The sequence below is a fragment of the Streptomyces sp. NPDC056361 genome (assembly GCF_042262805.1).
GTDB lineage: Bacteria > Actinomycetota > Actinomycetes > Streptomycetales > Streptomycetaceae > Streptomyces.
This window is the reverse complement of the sequence record NZ_JBHJQI010000008.1, coordinates 82,894-99,871: the sequence shown is the minus strand read 5'-3', so window position 1 is coordinate 99,871 and position 16,978 is coordinate 82,894. Positions and strand designations below refer to the sequence as shown.

17 protein-coding genes are annotated in these 16,978 nt (G+C 72.6%); 13 read left to right on the top strand and 4 right to left on the bottom strand.

Annotated elements, in window-relative coordinates; genetic code table 11:
• Positions 1 to 33: 33 nt before the first annotated feature.
• Positions 34 to 420 (top strand): PPOX class F420-dependent oxidoreductase, encoded by a 387-nt coding sequence (locus ACFCY7_RS04590; protein WP_017238264.1) that lies wholly within the window; start codon positions 34 to 36, stop codon positions 418 to 420.
• Here the strand turns inward: ACFCY7_RS04590 and ACFCY7_RS04585 are convergent.
• Positions 417 to 1,796, bottom strand: a complete 1,380-nt coding sequence (locus tag ACFCY7_RS04585; protein ID WP_376481256.1) for a DNA-3-methyladenine glycosylase 2 family protein — start codon at positions 1,794 to 1,796, stop codon at positions 417 to 419. The two genes, ACFCY7_RS04590 and ACFCY7_RS04585, sit on opposite strands and share 4 nt — an antisense overlap.
• Positions 1,797 to 2,014: 218 nt before the next feature.
• Positions 2,015 to 3,133: a ribosome small subunit-dependent GTPase A gene (rsgA, locus tag ACFCY7_RS04580; protein ID WP_376481254.1), complete on the bottom strand. Its 1,119-nt coding sequence runs from the start codon at positions 3,131 to 3,133 to the stop codon at positions 2,015 to 2,017.
• A 312-nt stretch (positions 3,134 to 3,445) separates the two neighbouring features.
• Between rsgA and ACFCY7_RS04575 the strand changes: the two genes are divergently transcribed.
• Entirely contained in the window at positions 3,446 to 3,868 is a 423-nt protein-coding gene (locus tag ACFCY7_RS04575) for a VOC family protein (protein ID WP_376481252.1), read from the top strand.
• On the opposite strand, the gene ACFCY7_RS04570 is transcribed toward ACFCY7_RS04575, so the two are convergent.
• The gene (locus ACFCY7_RS04570) at positions 3,796 to 4,551 is read right to left on the bottom strand and encodes a helix-turn-helix domain-containing protein (protein WP_376481250.1); all 756 of its coding nucleotides are present in this window, start codon (positions 4,549 to 4,551) and stop codon (positions 3,796 to 3,798) included. The two genes, ACFCY7_RS04575 and ACFCY7_RS04570, sit on opposite strands and share 73 nt — an antisense overlap.
• Positions 4,552 to 4,633: 82 nt before the next feature.
• Positions 4,634 to 5,758: a YihY/virulence factor BrkB family protein gene (locus ACFCY7_RS04565; protein WP_376481249.1), complete on the bottom strand. Its 1,125-nt coding sequence runs from the start codon at positions 5,756 to 5,758 to the stop codon at positions 4,634 to 4,636.
• A gap of 17 nt (positions 5,759 to 5,775) precedes the next feature.
• Between ACFCY7_RS04565 and ACFCY7_RS04560 the strand changes: the two genes are divergently transcribed.
• The 11 genes from ACFCY7_RS04560 (at position 5,776) to ACFCY7_RS04510 (ending at position 16,941) form a co-directional block, all read left to right on the top strand.
• Complete coding sequence (locus ACFCY7_RS04560; protein ID WP_376481247.1) at positions 5,776 to 7,431, top strand: acyl-CoA dehydrogenase family protein; 1,656 nt, start codon at positions 5,776 to 5,778, stop codon at positions 7,429 to 7,431.
• 281 nt (positions 7,432 to 7,712) lie between these two features.
• A complete protein-coding gene (locus tag ACFCY7_RS04555; protein ID WP_376481245.1) occupies positions 7,713 to 9,023 on the top strand; it encodes a GAF domain-containing protein in 1,311 nt (436 codons plus the stop codon).
• Between the two features lie 215 nt (positions 9,024 to 9,238).
• The gene (locus ACFCY7_RS04550; protein ID WP_376481243.1) at positions 9,239 to 9,808 is read left to right on the top strand and encodes a GNAT family N-acetyltransferase; all 570 of its coding nucleotides are present in this window, start codon (positions 9,239 to 9,241) and stop codon (positions 9,806 to 9,808) included.
• A gap of 155 nt (positions 9,809 to 9,963) precedes the next feature.
• The gene (locus ACFCY7_RS04545) at positions 9,964 to 10,047 is read left to right on the top strand and encodes a putative leader peptide (RefSeq protein WP_310591794.1); all 84 of its coding nucleotides are present in this window, start codon (positions 9,964 to 9,966) and stop codon (positions 10,045 to 10,047) included.
• Positions 10,048 to 10,183: 136 nt separating this feature from the next.
• Positions 10,184 to 11,881 carry a nitrite/sulfite reductase gene (locus ACFCY7_RS04540; RefSeq protein WP_376481242.1) on the top strand — a complete coding sequence of 566 codons (1,698 nt, stop codon included), beginning with the start codon at positions 10,184 to 10,186 and terminating at the stop codon, positions 11,879 to 11,881.
• A complete protein-coding gene (locus tag ACFCY7_RS04535; RefSeq protein WP_376481240.1) occupies positions 11,878 to 12,057 on the top strand; it encodes a hypothetical protein in 180 nt (59 codons plus the stop codon). The genes ACFCY7_RS04540 and ACFCY7_RS04535 overlap by 4 nt, the downstream gene beginning before the upstream one ends.
• A complete protein-coding gene (locus tag ACFCY7_RS04530; RefSeq protein ID WP_376481239.1) occupies positions 12,054 to 12,776 on the top strand; it encodes a phosphoadenylyl-sulfate reductase in 723 nt (240 codons plus the stop codon). Before ACFCY7_RS04535 ends, ACFCY7_RS04530 begins: the two co-directional genes overlap by 4 nt.
• Positions 12,776 to 13,354, top strand: coding sequence for an adenylyl-sulfate kinase (gene cysC, locus ACFCY7_RS04525; RefSeq protein WP_376481238.1), 579 nt, complete (start codon positions 12,776 to 12,778; stop codon positions 13,352 to 13,354). The genes ACFCY7_RS04530 and cysC overlap by 1 nt, the downstream gene beginning before the upstream one ends.
• Positions 13,351 to 14,286 carry a sulfate adenylyltransferase subunit CysD gene (cysD, locus tag ACFCY7_RS04520; protein WP_033210002.1) on the top strand — a complete coding sequence of 312 codons (936 nt, stop codon included), beginning with the start codon at positions 13,351 to 13,353 and terminating at the stop codon, positions 14,284 to 14,286. The genes cysC and cysD overlap by 4 nt, the downstream gene beginning before the upstream one ends.
• Positions 14,286 to 15,626, top strand: a complete 1,341-nt coding sequence (locus ACFCY7_RS04515) for a sulfate adenylyltransferase subunit 1 (RefSeq protein WP_376481236.1) — start codon at positions 14,286 to 14,288, stop codon at positions 15,624 to 15,626. Before cysD ends, ACFCY7_RS04515 begins: the two co-directional genes overlap by 1 nt.
• A gap of 205 nt (positions 15,627 to 15,831) precedes the next feature.
• Positions 15,832 to 16,941, top strand: coding sequence for an aliphatic sulfonate ABC transporter substrate-binding protein (locus tag ACFCY7_RS04510; RefSeq protein WP_376481234.1), 1,110 nt, complete (start codon positions 15,832 to 15,834; stop codon positions 16,939 to 16,941).
• Positions 16,942 to 16,978 lie beyond the last annotated feature (37 nt).

Below are 16,978 nucleotides of genomic sequence, written 5' to 3'. Positions count from 1 at the left end.
CCGCCGGGGGCCCCGAAGCGCGATGCTGGGCGTATGAGGGATTTCGAGGGTTTCAGCGAGGCGGAGCTCGCCTATCTCACGGAGGGCCGGCGGCTCGGCCGGATGGCGACCGTCGACCCGTCCGGCCAGCCACAGGCCAATCCGGTGGGGTTCTTCCCGCAGGACGACGGCACCGTCCTGGTCGGCGGGCTCGCGATGGGCCGTACGAAGAAGTGGCGCAACCTGCGGGAGAACCCGAAGGTGGCGCTGGTCGTCGACGACCTGGCGAGTGTCCGTCCCTGGCGGGTGCGCGGCGTCGAGATCCGCGGTGAAGCGGAACTCCTCGTGGGCCCGCACGAGCTCGGCCCGCACTTCAGCGAGGAGGTCATCCGGATCCATCCGCGCCGGATCCACAGCTGGGGGCTTGAGGAGCCCGGCTAGGAAGGTCGGGACCCGGTTCCGTGTGCCACGGCTCGGGGCGGTTCCCCGAGGTAGCGGGCCGCGTACGAGCGCCACGGCCGCCACTCCTCCGCGTCCGGGCCGTCCGCCGGGGGCACGTCCGGGTCGCCGAGGGCGCGCATCCGGATCAGCGCGGCGGCCCCGGCCGTGACGCCGGGGACGGCGCGCAGGGCCCGCTCGGCGTCGTCGCGGTCGGCGCCGGGGTCGAGGCGCACGGTCCCGTCGGCGAGGGCGCGGGCGAGCGGCCCCGCGACGGGGTGGCCCGTCAGGGCGGCCGGTGCGGGGAAGACGTGGGTGAGGGTGCCGCAGGCCTCGACCAGCGGCGTGCCGTGCGGCACGACGATCCGGGCCGACTCCTCGGGCCCGAGGACCGTCCGCAGGGCGAACTCCTCGGGCTCGGCCGTGCCCGGGGAGCGCACGCCGGGCCGGGCCGCCACCACGGCGGCGAGCCCGGGGGCTGCCCCGAGGCGTTCGGCGACCGCGTAGGGGTCGGCGTCCAGGTCGAAGAGGCGGCGCAGCCGGTGCACGGCGGTGGTGAGGTCGCGCAGCTCGGTGAGGTGGATGCGGGCGTCGAGCCAGCGGCCCGCGGAGCGCTCGTCGACGGAGACGACGCCGGTGCCGTACGGGAGGCGGAGCGTGCGGCGGTAGGTGCGGGCGCCCGGCGCGCCGACGACCTCCTCGACGCGGGGCACCGCCTCGGCCGCCAGCAGGTCGAAGACCTCGCCGGCCGCGTACGGCCCCCGGTGGGCGAGCCGCAGCGGCACCCCGGCGGCGAGCGCGGTGCGGGCTCCCGCGCCGGTGCCCGCTTCGGCGCGCAGCGCGGTCGGGGTGCGGGCGTAGACCGCGCGGATGGTGTCGTTGAACTGGCGGACGCTGGCGAATCCGGCCGCGAAGGCGATCTCCGTGACGGGCAGTCCCGTGGTCTGGAGCAGCAGCCGCGCGGTGTGCGCCCGCTGGGCGCGGGCGAGGGCGACGGGCCCGGCACCGAGCTCGGCGGTCAGCTGGCGCTGCACCTGGCGGGTGCTGTAGCCGAGGCGACCGGCGAGGCCGGGCACGCCCTCGCGGTCGACGACGCCGTCGCCGATCATCCGCATGGCGCGCCCGACGACGTCGGCCCGCACGTTCCACGCGGCCGAGCCGGGCACGGCGTCCGGCCGGCAGCGGCGGCAGGCCCGGAAGCCGTGGCCCTGGGCCGCGGCGGCCGTCGGGAAGAACGAGACGTTCTGCCGTTTGGGCGTGACGGCGGGGCAGCTGGGCCGGCAGTAGATCCCGGTGGTCCGGACCGCGAAGAAGAACTCTCCGTCGAACCGCGCGTCCCTGCTGCTGACCGCCTCGTAGCGGGTGTCGTCGTCCCTCACGCCTCCCAGTGTGCGGCCGGCCGGCGACCGGGGCTCGCGGTTTTCGGACACCACGCTCCCCGGGCGGCCGTACGACCACCACTCCGCACGCGGGGCACTCCCGGGCAGCCGTACGACCGCGGCCCGGTGCGTACGTCGCCTGCCGGGGCCGTACGAGCACGCCCCCGTGCGTACGCGCTGGGCCGGGGCCGTACGACCGCGGCCCCCGTGCGTACGCGCTACCGCACGCGCCCGCTGCGCTTGAACTCCATGGCGGCGCGGCCCGCGTCGCCCTTGCGCTTCCAGTCCTTGCGGATCTCGTTGCGCAGGCGGGCGTCGGTCTTGGCCACGAGACGCTGGTTCTCGCGCAGGAGCTTGCGGAAGCTCTCCAGCCGGCGCACGGGCAGGGTGCCGTCGTCGATCGCGGCGAGGACCGCGCAGCCCGGCTCCGCCTCGTGGGCGCAGTCGGGGAAGCGGCAGTTCCCGGCCAGGTCCTCGATCTCCGAGAAGACCTGGCCGACGCCGGTCTCGGCGTCCCAGAGGCCGACGCCGCGCAGTCCGGGGGTGTCGATGAGGACTCCCCCGCCCGGCAGGACGAAGAGGTTGCGGGTGGTGGTGGTGTGGCGGCCCTTGCCGTCGACGTCACGGGCGGCCTGGACCGTCATGACGTCGTGGCCGACGAGCACGTTGGCGAGGGTCGACTTCCCGGCGCCGGAGACGCCGAGGAGCACGGTCGTGCCGCCGGCGACGGTCGCGGCCAGCGCGTCGAGGCCCTCTCCCGTCGTCGAGCTGACGGGCAGCACCCGGACGCCGGGGGCGATCGTCTCCACGTCCTCGACGAGGTAGGACAGCCCGACGGGGTCGGGCACGAGGTCCGCCTTGCTGAGGACGATCGTCGGCTGGGCGCCGGACTCCCACGCCAGGGCGAGGAAGCGCTCGATCCGGCCGAGGTCGAGTTCGACCGCGAGCGAGACGGTGATGACGGCGTGGTCGACGTTGGCCGCGAGGATCTGGCCCTCGGACCGCTTGGACGAGGTGGAGCGCGCGAAGGCCGTACGGCGCGGCAGGCACGCCCGTACGTAGCGCGGGTCGCTCGCCCCTTCGGGGTCGACGGCGGCCCAGTCGCCGGTGCAGACGACCCGGAGCGGGTCGTGCGGCGTCACGAACGCCGTGTCGGCGCGCACGACCCCGTCGGGGGTGGCGACGTCGCACTGGCCCCGGTCGACACGGATGACCCGCCCGGGGACGAGTCCCTGGGCGGCGTAGGGCGCGAAGTCGGCGGCCCAGCCGGAGTCCCAGCCGTGGGCGTCGAGCAGGGAGGAAGAAGAGGAGAAGTCGCGGGAAAGCGAGAAAGACAAGGGGGACCCTTCAAGGGGCGGCCCCGGCGGAAAGACGAGCAGAGTGAGGTCAGCCGGTGGCCGCGGAGGTGGTGTGGAGGAACATCCGCGTGTGGGCGAGGCCCTTCGTGATGACAGCCATCGGTCACACCTCCTGTGTGTGTCTTTCGCGATCTTGTACGGCATCCACCGTAGCCGGAGCGGTCCGGCGCGCGCCACGGGTTTTTCCGGACCGGATTCCGGCGAGGCCCCGGGCGTCCGGCGGCGCGGCCGCTCGTTCCGCGTCCGATTCGTACAAGACCGTGGCGCCGTGGGCCGCCTAGCGTGCGGGGCATGGACACTGCCCCCCGGGTCACCCCCCGTCTCGACCTCGTCGGCCTCGTCGTCTCGGACATGGCCGCGTCGCTCGCCTTCTACCGCCGGCTCGGCCTGGAGGTGCCGGCCGGGGCCGAGTCGGCGCCGCATGCGGAGGCGGTGCTGCCGGGCGGGCTGCGGATCGCCTGGGACACGGAGGACGTCGTGCGCTCGTTCGACCCGGGGTGGACCCGGCCGACGGGTGGACACCGGATCGAGCTCGCGTTCCGGTGCGGGGCGCCCGAGGAGGTGGACGCCGTGTACGAGGAGCTGGTCACGGCCGGGTACCGGGGGCATCTGAAGCCCTGGGACGCGGTGTGGGGCCAGCGTTACGCGGTGGTGCTCGACCCGGACGGCTCCGAGGTCTCGCTGTTCGCGGACGCGGCGACCGAGCGGGCGTAGGCACCGAGGGTGGTGCCGGCCAGGGCCCGGGTCTCGCGGGCGAGATGGGCCTGGTCGGCGCAGCCGGAGCGGAGGGCCGCCTCCGCATAGGGCACTCCGGCCCTGACCAGGGCGAGGGCCCGCTGGAGCCGGAGGACGCGCGCGAGGGTCTTGGGGCCGTAACCGAAGGCGTCGAGGGAGCGCCGGTGCAGCTGCCGGGCGCCGATTCCGACCGCGTCGGCGGTCTCGGCCACCGGGCGGCCGGCCGCGAGGTGCGCGGCGACGGCCCGGAGCAGCGGGTCGGGGGCGGGACCGTCGGCGGCGCGGCGCAGGACGAGCGCATCGAGGGCGGCGGCCGGATCGGGGGCCTCCGTGACGCGTTCGCCGAGCCGCCGCGCCCGGGCCTCGCCCCACAGCGCGCCGAGGGCGACCCGGCGGTCGCGGAGTTCGTGGGCGGGTACGCCGAGGAAGGCGGGCGCGTCCCCGGGCGCGAAGCGGATCCCGGCGAAGCGTCCGGCGGTCTCCCCCGGCACGTACGCGCGTGTGTCGGGTCCGGCGACGAGCAGGTGTCCGTCGGCCCAGATCAGGTCCATGCAGCCGTCGGGCAGGACGGACGGCGCGGACCGGGTGCCCCGCACGGCGGACCCGGCGGTCCGGGTCCACAGGACGGCTCCGTCGAGCAGGGCGGGGCGCTCCTCGTACATCCTTCGAGCCTAGGCCGTTTCCTTCGGATCACGCCGCGAGCCCGGCGAGGTCCGGAAGGGACGGCCTGGAGCCCGACGGGCGTCAGTCCTTCTCCCAGCCGGAGTGCAGGCGGGACTTCACGTCGTCCGGGGGGAGGAACTTGGACCAGCGCTCGGGGAACTCGGAGGGCATGTCCGGGTCGTCCTCGTCGACGTCGTCCGCCTCGGCGCGGACGCGGGCGACGAGTTCGGCGGCCTGGAGGGCGCGGGCCCGTTCGTTGGCCTCGCGGGCGGCGGCGGTGGCGACGGAGGGCCAGACGCGGTCGATGGCGGCGTTCACGGCGGCGCCGACGAGCACGGCGAAGGCCGAGATGCCGATCCAGAGGAGGACGGCGATGGGGGCGGCGAGGGAGCCGTAGATGGTGGGGCCCTCGACCTGGCTGGTGAGGTAGATCCGCAGCAGGAAGCTGCCCAGGGTCCACATGGCGAGCGCGACGAGGGCGCCGGGGATGTCCTCGATCCACGGCGATCTGACGGGCACGGACACGTGGTAGAGCGTGGTGAGGAAGGCGACCGAGAGCAGGGTGACGGCCGGCCAGTAGAGGACGGCGACGACCTCCGTGCCCCAGGGGACGAGCTCGACGACCCGGTCGGGGCCGACGACCGCGAGGGGCAGCACGACGGCTCCGATGAGCAGCGCCACGATGTAGAGGAGCAGGGCGAGGAGCCGGGTCTTGACGATGCCCCGGTGCCCGTCGAGTCCGTACATGACGGTGATGGTGTCGATGAAGACGTTCACCGCGCGCGAGCCGGACCAGAGGGCGATGGCGAAGCCCAGGGAGATGAGGTCGGGCCGTTTGCCCTGGGTGATGTCGTCGAGGAGGGGTTCGGCGATCTCGTGGACGCCCCGCTCGGACAGGACCGTGCCGGCCGCGTGGAGGATGTTCTCCCGGATGCTGGCGACCGTGTCGGTGTTGGTCCAGTCGTCGGCGTATCCGAGGACGGCGATGAGGCCGAGGAGGAGCGGCGGCAGCGACAGCAGGGTGAAGAACGCGGCCTCGGCGGCCAGGCCGAGGATCCGGTACTCGATGCACGAGTTGACGGTGTCCTTGAGGAGCAGCCAGACCATCTTCCGCTTCGAGACGTTGCGGTAGAGGACGCGCGCGCGGTGGAGCCTGCTCCAGGGCCGCCGCTCGGGCCGTTCGGGTGTTTCGCTTGCTGCCTGCACCTGCTTACCGTATCGGCATGTCAGGGAGCACCCACACAGTGACCAACCAGGCTCCGCCCCTGGTGGGATACGACGTCTTCACGAGCGATCGAGCGCTGGTGGAGGCGGTCGAACGCCACCTCGCGCCGGAGCTCCTCGCGCAGGCCCGCGAGGAGCTCGTCCTGCTGGGCCGGGCGTCCGGGTCCGAGCAGGTGCGGGAGTGGGGAGAGCTGGCGAACGCCTTCCCGCCGCGCCTGCGGACCCACGACCGGTACGGCGTCCGGATCGACGAGGTCGAGTTCCATCCGGCCTGGCACCGGCTCCTCGGCCGGTCCGTGGGCGCCGGACTCACGGACGCGTGGGGCCGTCCGGGTGGTCACGTCCGGCGGGCCGCCGGGTTCCTGGTGGCCTCGCAGCCGGAGGCGGGGCACGGCTGCCCGCTGTCGATGACGCACGCCGCGGTGCCCGCCCTGCGCGCCGAGCCGGAGCTCGCGGAGGTCTGGGAGCCGGCGGCCACGTCGCACGTGTACGAGCGGGGGCTCGCGCCGGTCGCGGAGAAGGCCGGCGTGCTGCTCGGCATGGCGATGACGGAGAAGCAGGGCGGCAGCGACGTACGGGCGAACACGACGGAGGCGCGGCCGCTGGCGGCCGACGGGGAGTACGTCCTGACGGGCCACAAGTGGTTCTGCTCGGCCCCGATGTCGGACGCCTTCCTGGTGCTCGCGCAGGCGCCGGCGGGGCTGACCTGCTTCCTGGTGCCGCGGGTGCTCGCGGACGGCTCGCGCAACGCGTTCGCGCTCCAGCGGCTCAAGGACAAGCTCGGCAACCGGTCGAACGCCTCCGCCGAGGTGGAGTTCGACGGGACGACGTGGGCGCGCCGGGTGGGCGAGGAGGGCCGCGGGATCCACGTGATCATGGACATGGTGGCGGCGACCCGGCTCGACTGCGTCCTCGGCTCCGCGGCGCTCATGCGGCAGGCGGTGGCGCAGGCCGTGCACCACTGTGCGTACCGCGAGGCGTTCGGCGGCCCGCTGATCGACAAGCCCCTGATGCGGAACGTCCTGGCCGACCTCGCCCTGGAGTCCGAGGCTGCCACGGCCCTCGGCATGCGTCTGGCGGCGGCCTACGACGCCGCCGACGCCGGCGGCAGCGACGCCGAGCAGGAGCGCGCCTTCCTCCGTATGACCGTGCCGGTGGCGAAGTACTGGGTGACGAAGCGCTGTACGCCGATGGTGGCGGAGGCGCTCGAATGCCTGGGCGGCAACGGCTACGTGGAGGAGTCCGGCCTGCCCCGGCTGCTGCGGGAGTCGCCGCTCAACTCCGTCTGGGAGGGCTCGGGGAACGTCCAGGCCCTCGACGCGGTGCGGGCGCTGCGCACCGGGCCGGCCGTGCTCGACGCCTTCCTGCGGGAGGTGGGGGCGGCGCGCGGCGCGGACCACCGGCTCGACCGGGCGATCCGGGGCCTGCTCGTCGAACTGGCGGACCTGGAGGGGATCGAGGCGCGGGCGCGCCGGCTCGTCGAGCGGATGGCCCTGGTCCTCCAGGCCTCGCTGCTCGTCCGGTGGGCGCCACCGGAGGTCGCGGACGCGTTCTGCGCCGGGCGCCTCGGCGGGGACGGCGGCACCGCGTTCGGGACGCTGCCGCACACGCTGGACCTGCGCGCGCTCGTGGAGCGGGCACGGGTGGCGGTCTGACGGGCCGTCCGCGGAAAGGTGTGGCCGCGCGTACCAGGGGTGGACCCGGAAGGGTCGGCACGCGCGGAAAAGCGGGGGTGGTGCTGCGCCGACACGGCACCACCCACCGCTCGCACCAGCGTCGCCCACGGCGCCGGTCGATCGCCAGAGTTGCAAAGGGTTGCAGGATTGTGCGAACCGGGCCTCGCGGGACGTCCCGGGACGGCACGATGGGCACCGACACTCCGGACATCTGCCCCGTGCAGAACCGATACAGCACCCCGGGTGGCTGGGAGAGACCGATGAAGAACACGCAGCTCGACATGAGGCGACTGGCCTCCATGGACGCCGCCCAGGCCGCCAGACTGCTGCACCGGGTGCGCGAGGAGACCCTCGCGGGCCGTACGCCCCCGATCGCGCCCCGCGCCGTGATCGACGCGTCCTGGCAGCGGATGGCCCGACTCGGTCTCGACCCCGACCAGAGCACGGACAGCGTGCTGCTCCAGCGGGACGAGCTGGAGGAGCGGCGCAGGACCACGCTCCTGTCCGACGTCATGCACACGCTGAGCGGCGGGCTCGCCGGCATCGCCGACGCCTCCCTCCAGATCATGGTGGTCACCGACGAGCACGGCCGGGTGCTGTGGCGCCAGGGGAACCCCTCGGTACTGCGGCGGGCGAGCGGCATCTGCCTGGAGGAGGGCGCGGCCTGGTCCGAGCACGCCACCGGCACCAACGCGGTCGGCACGGCGCTCGCCATGGGCCGGGCGGTCCAGGTGCACTCCGCCGAGCACTACGTCCAGTCGCTGCACAACTGGACCTGCGCCGCCGCTCCCGTGCACGACCCGCGGGACCAGCGGCTCCTGGGCATCCTGGACGTCAGCGGTCCCGCGTCCAGCTTCCACCCGGCGATGCTGGCGCTCGTCGACTCGGTGGCGCAGCTCGCCGAGGCCGAGATGCGGGAGCGGCACCGCGGGTCGATCGAGCGGCTGCGGGCGGTGGCCGCGCCGATCCTGTGCCGGGTGGGCGGCCGTGCGGTCGCCGTGGACTCCCACGGCTGGACGGCGGCCGTGACCGGGCTCGCGCCGGTGGACCGGATCGCGCTGCCCAAGTCCTTCCGGGCCGGGCGGATGTGGCTCCCGTCGCTCGGCGTGTGCGCGGTGGAGCCGCTGCCGGGCGGCTGGCTGCTGCGGGTCGAGGAGGAGGCCCGGCCCGCGGAGCCCGGCGCGGAGGCGGCGAGCCGGGTCGTCCTCGACCTCAGCCGGCCGCGCCGCTGGACGGTGGCCGTCTCGGGGGTGGCGGGCAGCTGGCAGCAGGAGCTCAGCCCCCGGCACGCCGAGCTCCTCTACGTCCTCGCGCTCCACCGCGACGGGCGGACGGCTGCGGAGCTGGCGGACGACGTCTTCGGCGACCGCACCCGGACGGTCACCGTGCGCGCGGAGATGTCCCGGGTCCGCCGCAACCTGGCCGGGGTCCTCGCGCACCGCCCCTACCGCTTCCGCGAGGAAGTGGCGGTGGAGGTCCTGCGCCCCCGGCTCCCCGCCGACCTGCTCCCCCACTCGACGGCCCCGGCGGTCCGGGCGGGCCGGGCGGGCCGGGCGGCGGCGAACACCTAGGGCCTGCCGAAGAACTCACGGCGCCGCCCTCCGTTCGTTCCGGCCCGGTCGGCCCGGTCGGCCCGACGCCGACGCCGACGCCCGGCACATGACGGATGGCGCATGGCGTCCGAAGCTGTCCAGCATGCGGACGGGCGTCTGTCCGGTGGCCCGCGGGGACGGCCGGGAGCCGGGCCGGTCTGGGAATCCGGCGCTCCACATGATGCGATGGGCCTATGAGCATCACTCTCACCACCTGGTCCCTCGAACAGACCTCGCCGTCCGACCTGCGCCCCGCGACCCCGCCGGCGGGCGACGACGTCACGATCCGACGGGCCGAGGTGCCGTCGGCGGAGTTCAGCCGCTTCCTCTACACCGCGGTCGGCGGCGACATCCGCTGGTCCGACCGGCTGTCGCTGACCTACAAGCAGTGGCAGGAGATCGTGGAGAAGCCGGGCGCCGAGATCTGGGTGGCGTACGAGAAGGGGACGCCGGCCGGGTACGTGGAGCTGGACCCCCAGGACGACGGCGTGGTGGAGATCGTCTACTTCGGCCTGATCCCCGCCTTCCGGGGCCGCCGGATCGGCGGACACCTCCTGTCGTACGGAGTGGAGCGGGCCTGGGACCTGGCGGCGCGCTGGCCGGGCCGCGAGGAGACGAAGCGGGTGTGGCTGCACACCTGCTCGCTCGACGGCCCGCACGCGATGGCCAACTACGAGCGGCGCGGCTTCCGGCTCTTCGACACCAAGGTCGAGGAGGCCGAGGAGGCCGAGACCCCCGGCCCGTGGCCCGGCGCCCACGCCTGAGGCGCGTCCGGAGTACCGTCGAAGCACCGCAAAGGGGCCCTGGTCAGGGCCCCTTTCGCGTGACCCAGAACACATTGTCTCGACAAGCGAGACCACTACGTCCGAATGCTGGACGATGCTGGACTGGGTCCAAAGTCCCGTGACACGCTTCCGTCATGTCTGGAACTGGAATTGCCTTGGTGAGTCGGCGGCACGTCGACCTCGGCCGCATGTCCAGCGCCATCTGTCCGGCGCGCTGAGAGAACCAGCACCGCCGCGATTTCCTTTCAGCCCGACTCTGCCCCACCCTGCTGCGCACTGACGCGCCACCCTCTGACCTGAGCGCGAGTGTGCAGGTCAGAGCCGCCCTCTCGCAGTCCCGAAGGACAAGACGCCATGGCCGCCACCCCGGAAAACCCCACCCCCGCCGCTGCCCGCCGCAAGACCGGGCGCCACCGTGGCGAGGGTCAGTGGGCCGTGGGGCACTTCACCCCCCTGAACGGCAATGAGCAGTTCAAGAAGGACGACGACGGTCTCAATGTGCGGACACGTATTGAGACGGTCTACTCGAAGCGCGGCTTCGACTCCATCGACCCCAACGACCTGCGCGGACGCATGCGCTGGTGGGGCCTCTACACCCAGCGCAAGCAGGGTCTGGACGGCACCAAGACGGGTGTCCTGGAGCCGGAGGAGCTGGACGACGAGTACTTCATGCTCCGCGTCCGCATCGACGGTGGCCGGCTGACCACCGAGCAGCTCCGCGTCATCGGCGAGATCTCCGAGGAGTTCGCCCGCGGCACCGCCGACATCACGGACCGGCAGAACATCCAGTACCACTGGATCCGCATCGAGGACGTCCCCGAGATCTGGAACCGCCTGGAGGCGGTCGGCCTGTCGACCACGGAGGCCTGCGGCGACACCCCGCGCGTCATCCTGGGCTCGCCGGTGGCCGGCATCGCCGCCGACGAGATCATCGACGGCACGCCCGCGATCGACGAGATCCAGCGGCGGATCGTCGGCAACAAGGACTTCTCCAACCTGCCCCGCAAGTTCAAGTCCGCGGTCTCCGGCTCGCCGCTCCTCGACGTGGCGCACGAGATCAACGACATCGCGTTCGTCGGCGTGCGTCACCCCGAGCACGGCCCCGGCTTCGACGTCTGGGTCGGCGGCGGCCTCTCCACCAACCCGAAGCTCGGCGTCCGCCTCGGCACCTGGGTCTCGCTCGACGAGGTCCCGGACGTCTACGAGGGCGTCATCTCGATCTTCCGCGACTACGGCTACCGCCGGCTGCGCAACCGCGCCCGCCTGAAGTTCCTCGTCGCCGACTGGGGCCCGGAGAAGTTCCGCCAGGTCCTTGAGGACGAGTACCTGAAGCGCAAGCTGACGGACGGCCCGGCCCCCGAGCAGCCCGCCGGCCAGTGGCGCGACCACGTCGGCGTCCACCGGCAGAACGACGGCCGCTTCTACGTCGGCTTCGCGCCGCGCGTCGGACGGGTCGACGGCGCCACCCTGACGAAGATCGCCGAGATCGCCGAGACGCACGGCTCCGGCCGGGTCCGCACCACCGCCGAGCAGAAGATGCTCGTCCTCGACGTCGAGGAGGCGCAGGTCGACGGCATCGTCGCCGCCCTGGAGGCGCTGGACCTGCGGGTCACCCCCTCGCCGTTCCGGCGCGGCACGATGGCCTGCACCGGCATCGAGTTCTGCAAGCTCGCGATCGTCGAGACGAAGGGCCGCGGCTCCTCGCTCATCGACGAACTGGAGCGCCGCATCCCGGAGTTCGACGAGCCGCTGACGATCAACATCAACGGCTGCCCGAACGCCTGCGCCCGCATCCAGGTCGCCGACATCGGCCTCAAGGGCCAGCTGGTCCTGGACGACGACGGCAACCGCGTCGAGGGCTACCAGGTGCACCTGGGCGGCGCCCTCGGCCTGGAGGCCGGCTTCGGCCGCAAGGTCCGCGGCCTCAAGGTCACCGCGGCCGAGCTCCCCGACTACGTGGAGCGCGTCCTCAAGCGCTTCCAGGCGGAGCGCGAGACCGGCGAGCGCTTCGCGACGTGGACGGCCCGCGCCTCGGAGGAGTCCCTCTCATGAGCGAGCGTGCCGCCCCGTTCTTCTGCCCCTACTGCGGCGACGAGGACCTGCGTCCGAACGAGCAGGGTCACGGCGCCTGGGAATGCGCAGCGTGCAGCCGAGCCTTCCAGTTGAAGTTCCTGGGGCTGCTCGCCCCGGCGACTTCGAGCAACACCCCTGGAAGGGACGAGATATGACGATCACTCAGCACGAAGAAGGCCAGGAAGCCACCGCAGCCGACCTCAAGGCACTCGCCGAGCAGGCCGGCCGCGATCTGGAGGACGCCCCCGCCCTCGAGATCCTCCGGTGGGCCGTGGACACCTTCGGCGAGCGGTTCTGCGTCACCTCCTCCATGGAGGACGCGGTCGTCGCCCACCTGGCCTCCCGGGTCCGCCCCGGCGTGGACGTCGTCTTCCTCGACACGGGCTACCACTTCGAGGAGACCATCGGCACCCGCGACGCCGTGGACGCCGTCATGGACGTCAACGTCATCACGCTGACCCCGCGGCAGACCGTGGCCGAGCAGGACGCCGAGCACGGCCCCCGACTGCACGACCGCAACCCCGACCTGTGCTGCGCGCTGCGCAAGGTCAAGCCGCTGGAGGAGGGCCTGACCGCGTACCGCGCGTGGGCCACCGGCCTGCGCCGCGACGAGTCCCCCACCCGGGCGAACACCCCGGTCGTCGGCTGGGACGAGAAGCGGCAGAAGGTCAAGATCTCCCCCATCGCCCGCTGGACCCAGGACGACGTCGACGCGTACGTCATGGAGCACGGGGTCCTCACCAACCCGCTCCTGATGGACGGTTACGCCTCCGTCGGCTGCGCGCCCTGCACCCGCCGCGTCGTGGAGGGCGAGGACGCCCGCGCCGGACGCTGGGCGGGCCGCGCCAAGACCGAATGCGGGATCCACGGCTGATGACCACGACCCCTCAGACCTCCCAGACCTCCCAGGAGAACCACGTGACCGGTGCCACCATCTGGCTCACCGGCCTGCCGAGCGCCGGTAAGACGACCATCGCGTACGAGCTGGCCGGCCGGCTCCGCGACGAGGGCCACCGCGTCGAGATCCTCGACGGCGACGAGATCCGCGAGTTCCTCTCGGCGGGCCTCGGCTTCACCCGCGAGGACCGGCACACCAACGTGCAGCGCATCGGCTTCGTCGCCGAGCTGCTCGCCTCGCACGGCGTGAAGGTCCTGGTCCCGGTCATCGCCCCGTACGCCGACAGCCGCGAGGCGGTCCGCAAGCGCCACCAGGCCGAGGGCACCGCCTTCGTCGAGGTGCACGTGGCCACTCCGGTGGACGTCTGCTCGGTCCGCGACGTGAAGGGCCTCTACGCCAAGCAGGCCGCGGGCGAGATCTCCGGCCTCACCGGCGTCGACGACCCGTACGAGGCTCCCGAGACCCCCGATCTGCGGATCGAGTCCCAGAACCAGACCGTGCAGGAGTCCGCGGCGCAGCTCCACGCGCTGCTCACCGAGAGGGGTCTGCTGTGACCACCGTTGCCCATGCTCACGACACCACGGACAGTCCGTTCGCGCTGTCGCACCTCGACTCCCTGGAGTCCGAGGCCGTCCACATCTTCCGTGAGGTGGCGGGCGAGTTCGAGCGGCCGGTGATCCTCTTCTCCGGCGGCAAGGACTCCATCGTCATGCTGCACCTGGCGCTGAAGGCCTTCGCGCCGGCGCCGGTGCCCTTCACGCTGCTGCACGTCGACACCGGGCACAACTTCCCCGAGGTCCTCGCCTACCGCGACCGCGTGGTGGCCGAGCACGGGCTGCGCCTGCACGTCGCCTCCGTCCAGGAGTACATCGACGCCGGCAAGCTGCGCGAGCGCCCCGACGGCACCCGCAACCCGCTGCAGACCGTCCCGCTGACCGAGGCGATCCAGCAGCACCGCTTCGACGCGGTGTTCGGCGGCGGCCGCCGCGACGAGGAGAAGGCCCGCGCCAAGGAGCGGGTGTTCTCGCTGCGCGACGAGTTCTCGCAGTGGGACCCGCGCCGCCAGCGCCCCGAGCTGTGGCAGCTCTACAACGGCCGCCACGCGCCCGGCGAGCACGTCCGCGTCTTCCCGCTCTCCAACTGGACCGAGCTGGACGTCTGGCAGTACATCGCCCGCGAGGGCATCGAACTGCCGGAGATCTACTTCGCGCACGAGCGCGAGGTCTTCGCCCGCAACGGCATGTGGCTGACGGCCGGCGAGTGGGGCGGCCCCAAGGACACCGAGACGGTCGAGAAGCGGCTCATCCGCTACCGCACCGTCGGCGACATGTCCTGCACCGGCGCCGTCGACTCCGACGCCACCACGCTCGACGCCGTCATCGCCGAGATCGCCGCCTCCCGCCTCACCGAGCGGGGCGCGACCCGCGCCGACGACAAGATGTCCGAGGCCGCGATGGAAGACCGCAAGCGCGAAGGGTACTTCTAATGAGCACGTCCACCGAGCAGTTCGCCGACGTCTCGGCCACCACCCTGCTGCGCTTCGCCACCGCCGGGTCCGTCGACGACGGCAAGTCCACCCTGGTGGGCCGGCTCCTGCACGACTCCAAGTCGGTCCTCACCGACCAGCTGGAGGCCGTCGAGGCCGCGTCCATCAAGCGCGGCCAGGAGGCGCCCGACCTGGCGCTGCTCACCGACGGCCTGCGGGCCGAGCGCGAGCAGGGCATCACCATCGACGTGGCCTACCGCTACTTCGCGACCGCCCGCCGCCGGTTCATCCTCGCCGACACCCCCGGGCACGTGCAGTACACCCGGAACATGGTCACCGGCGCCTCCACCGCCGAACTGGCCGTGGTCCTCGTCGACGCCCGCAACGGCGTCGTCGAGCAGACCCGCCGGCACGCCGCCGTCGCCGCCCTGCTGCGCGTCCCTCACGTCGTCCTCGCCGTCAACAAGATGGACCTCGTCGACTACGCCGAGCCCGTCTTCGCCGCCATCGCCGAGGAGTTCACGACGTACGCGTCCGAGCTCGGCGTCCCGGAGATCACCGCGATCCCGATCTCGGCGCTCGCCGGCGACAACGTCGTGGAGCCGTCCGCGCACATGGACTGGTACGGCGGTCCGACGGTCCTGGAGCACCTGGAGACCGTCCCGGTCAGCCACGACCTGACGGCCTGTCACGCGCGCTTCCCGGTCCAGTACGTGATCCGCCCGCAGACCGCCGAGCACCCCGACTACCGGGGCTACGCCGGCCAGATCGCGGCCGGTGCCTTCCGGGTCGGCGAGGAGATCACCGTCCTGCCGTCGGGGAAGACCTCCACGATCACCGGGATCGACGCGCTCGGCGAGTCCGTGGACATCGCCTGGGCCCCGCAGTCGGTCACGATCCGGCTCGCCGACGACATCGACATCTCGCGCGGCGACCTGCTCGCCCCGGTCGGCGACGCCCCGGCGACCAGCCAGGACGTCGAGGCGACGGTCTGCCACGTGGCCGACCAGCCGCTCTCGGTGGGCCAGCGGGTCCTGCTCAAGCACACCACGCGCACGGTCAAGGCGATCGTCAAGGAGATCCCCTCGCGGCTGACCCTGGACGACCTGTCCCAGCACCCGAACCCCGGGCAGCTGGTCGCCAACGACATCGGCCGGGTGGTCGTGCGTACGGCCGAGCCGCTCGCGCTCGACTCGTACGCGGACTCCCGGCGCACCGGTTCGTTCCTGCTGATCGACCCGGCGGACGGGACCACACTCGCGGCGGGCATGGCGGGCGAGTCCTTCGCCACGACCAAGGCCGTCGCCGCGGTGGACGAGGAAGAAGGGTGGGACTTCTGACATGAACCAGGACTTCTACGCCACCTTCGCGAAGGAGGGCGGCCGAGTCGGTTCCGGCGCCCTCGGCGCGGGCCGGGGAGGTGTCGCGCGATGTGCGTGCTGACCTCGATGCGCCGCATGAGCGGTGCGACACGGCTCCACCCGCTCCACCCCGAACGACATAAACGAAGACTTCGCAGAAGCTGAATCGAGGGGAACACTTCCCGTGCCTGCCACCACCCGTACCACCCTGCGCCGCGGCCTCGCCGCCGCCGCCGCCCTTCCGCTGCTGATCGGCGCGCTCGCCTCGTGCGGTTACGGCTCCGAGGCCAAGAACGACGAGAAGAAGGTGGCCGCCGAGGGCGACAAGCTCTCCGCCGACACCGTACGGCTCGGGTACTTCCCCAATCTCACGCACGCCACCGCGCTCGTCGGTGACCAGGAGGGCATCCTCCAGAAGGAGCTGGGCGGCACGAAGCTGGTGCCCACCACCTTCAACGCGGGCCCGTCCGAGATCGAGGCGCTGAACGCCGGCTCGATCGACATCGGCTTCATCGGCCCCTCGCCGTCCATCAACGGCTACGTCAAGACCAAGGGCACCAACCTCCGCATCGTCGGCGGCTCCGCCTCCGGTGGCGTGAAGCTCGTGGTGAACCCGGCGAAGATCAAGACCCTGGACGACCTCAAGGGCAAGAAGATCGCCACCCCGCAGCTCGGCAACACCCAGGACGTGGCCTTCCTCAACTGGATCTCCGAGAAGGGCTGGAAGGTCGACGCCCAGAGCGGCAAGGGCGACGTCTCCGTGGTCCGCACGGACAACAAGGTCACCCCGAACGCCTACGCCTCCGGCGCCATCGACGGTGCCTGGGTCCCCGAGCCGACCGCCTCGAAGCTGGTCAGCGACGGCGCGAAGGTCCTGCTCGACGAGTCCGACCTGTGGCCGGACAAGAAGTTCGTGATCACGAACATCATCGTGTCGCAGAAGTTCCTGGCGGCGCACCCGGACGTCGTCGAGGCGTTCCTGCGCGGCGCGGTGAAGACCAACGAGTGGATCAACGCCAACCCGGACAAGGCGAAGGCCTCGGCCAACGCCAAGCTGAAGGACCTCTCGGGCAAGGCACTGGGCGCCAAGGTGATCGACGCCGCGTGGCCGTCCATCCAGTTCACCAACGACCCGCTGGCGGCCACCCTCCAGGCCCAGGCCGACCACGCGGTGAAGGCCGGTCTCCTGAAGGAGCCCGAGCTGTCCGGCATCTACGACCTGAAGCCGCTCAACAAGGTCCTGAAGGCCGCGGGTCAGCCCGAGGTCTCCGACGCCGGTCTCGGCGCCGAGTAGTACCCCGAGCAGTCGGCTTCGGACACCCGTGCAGCAG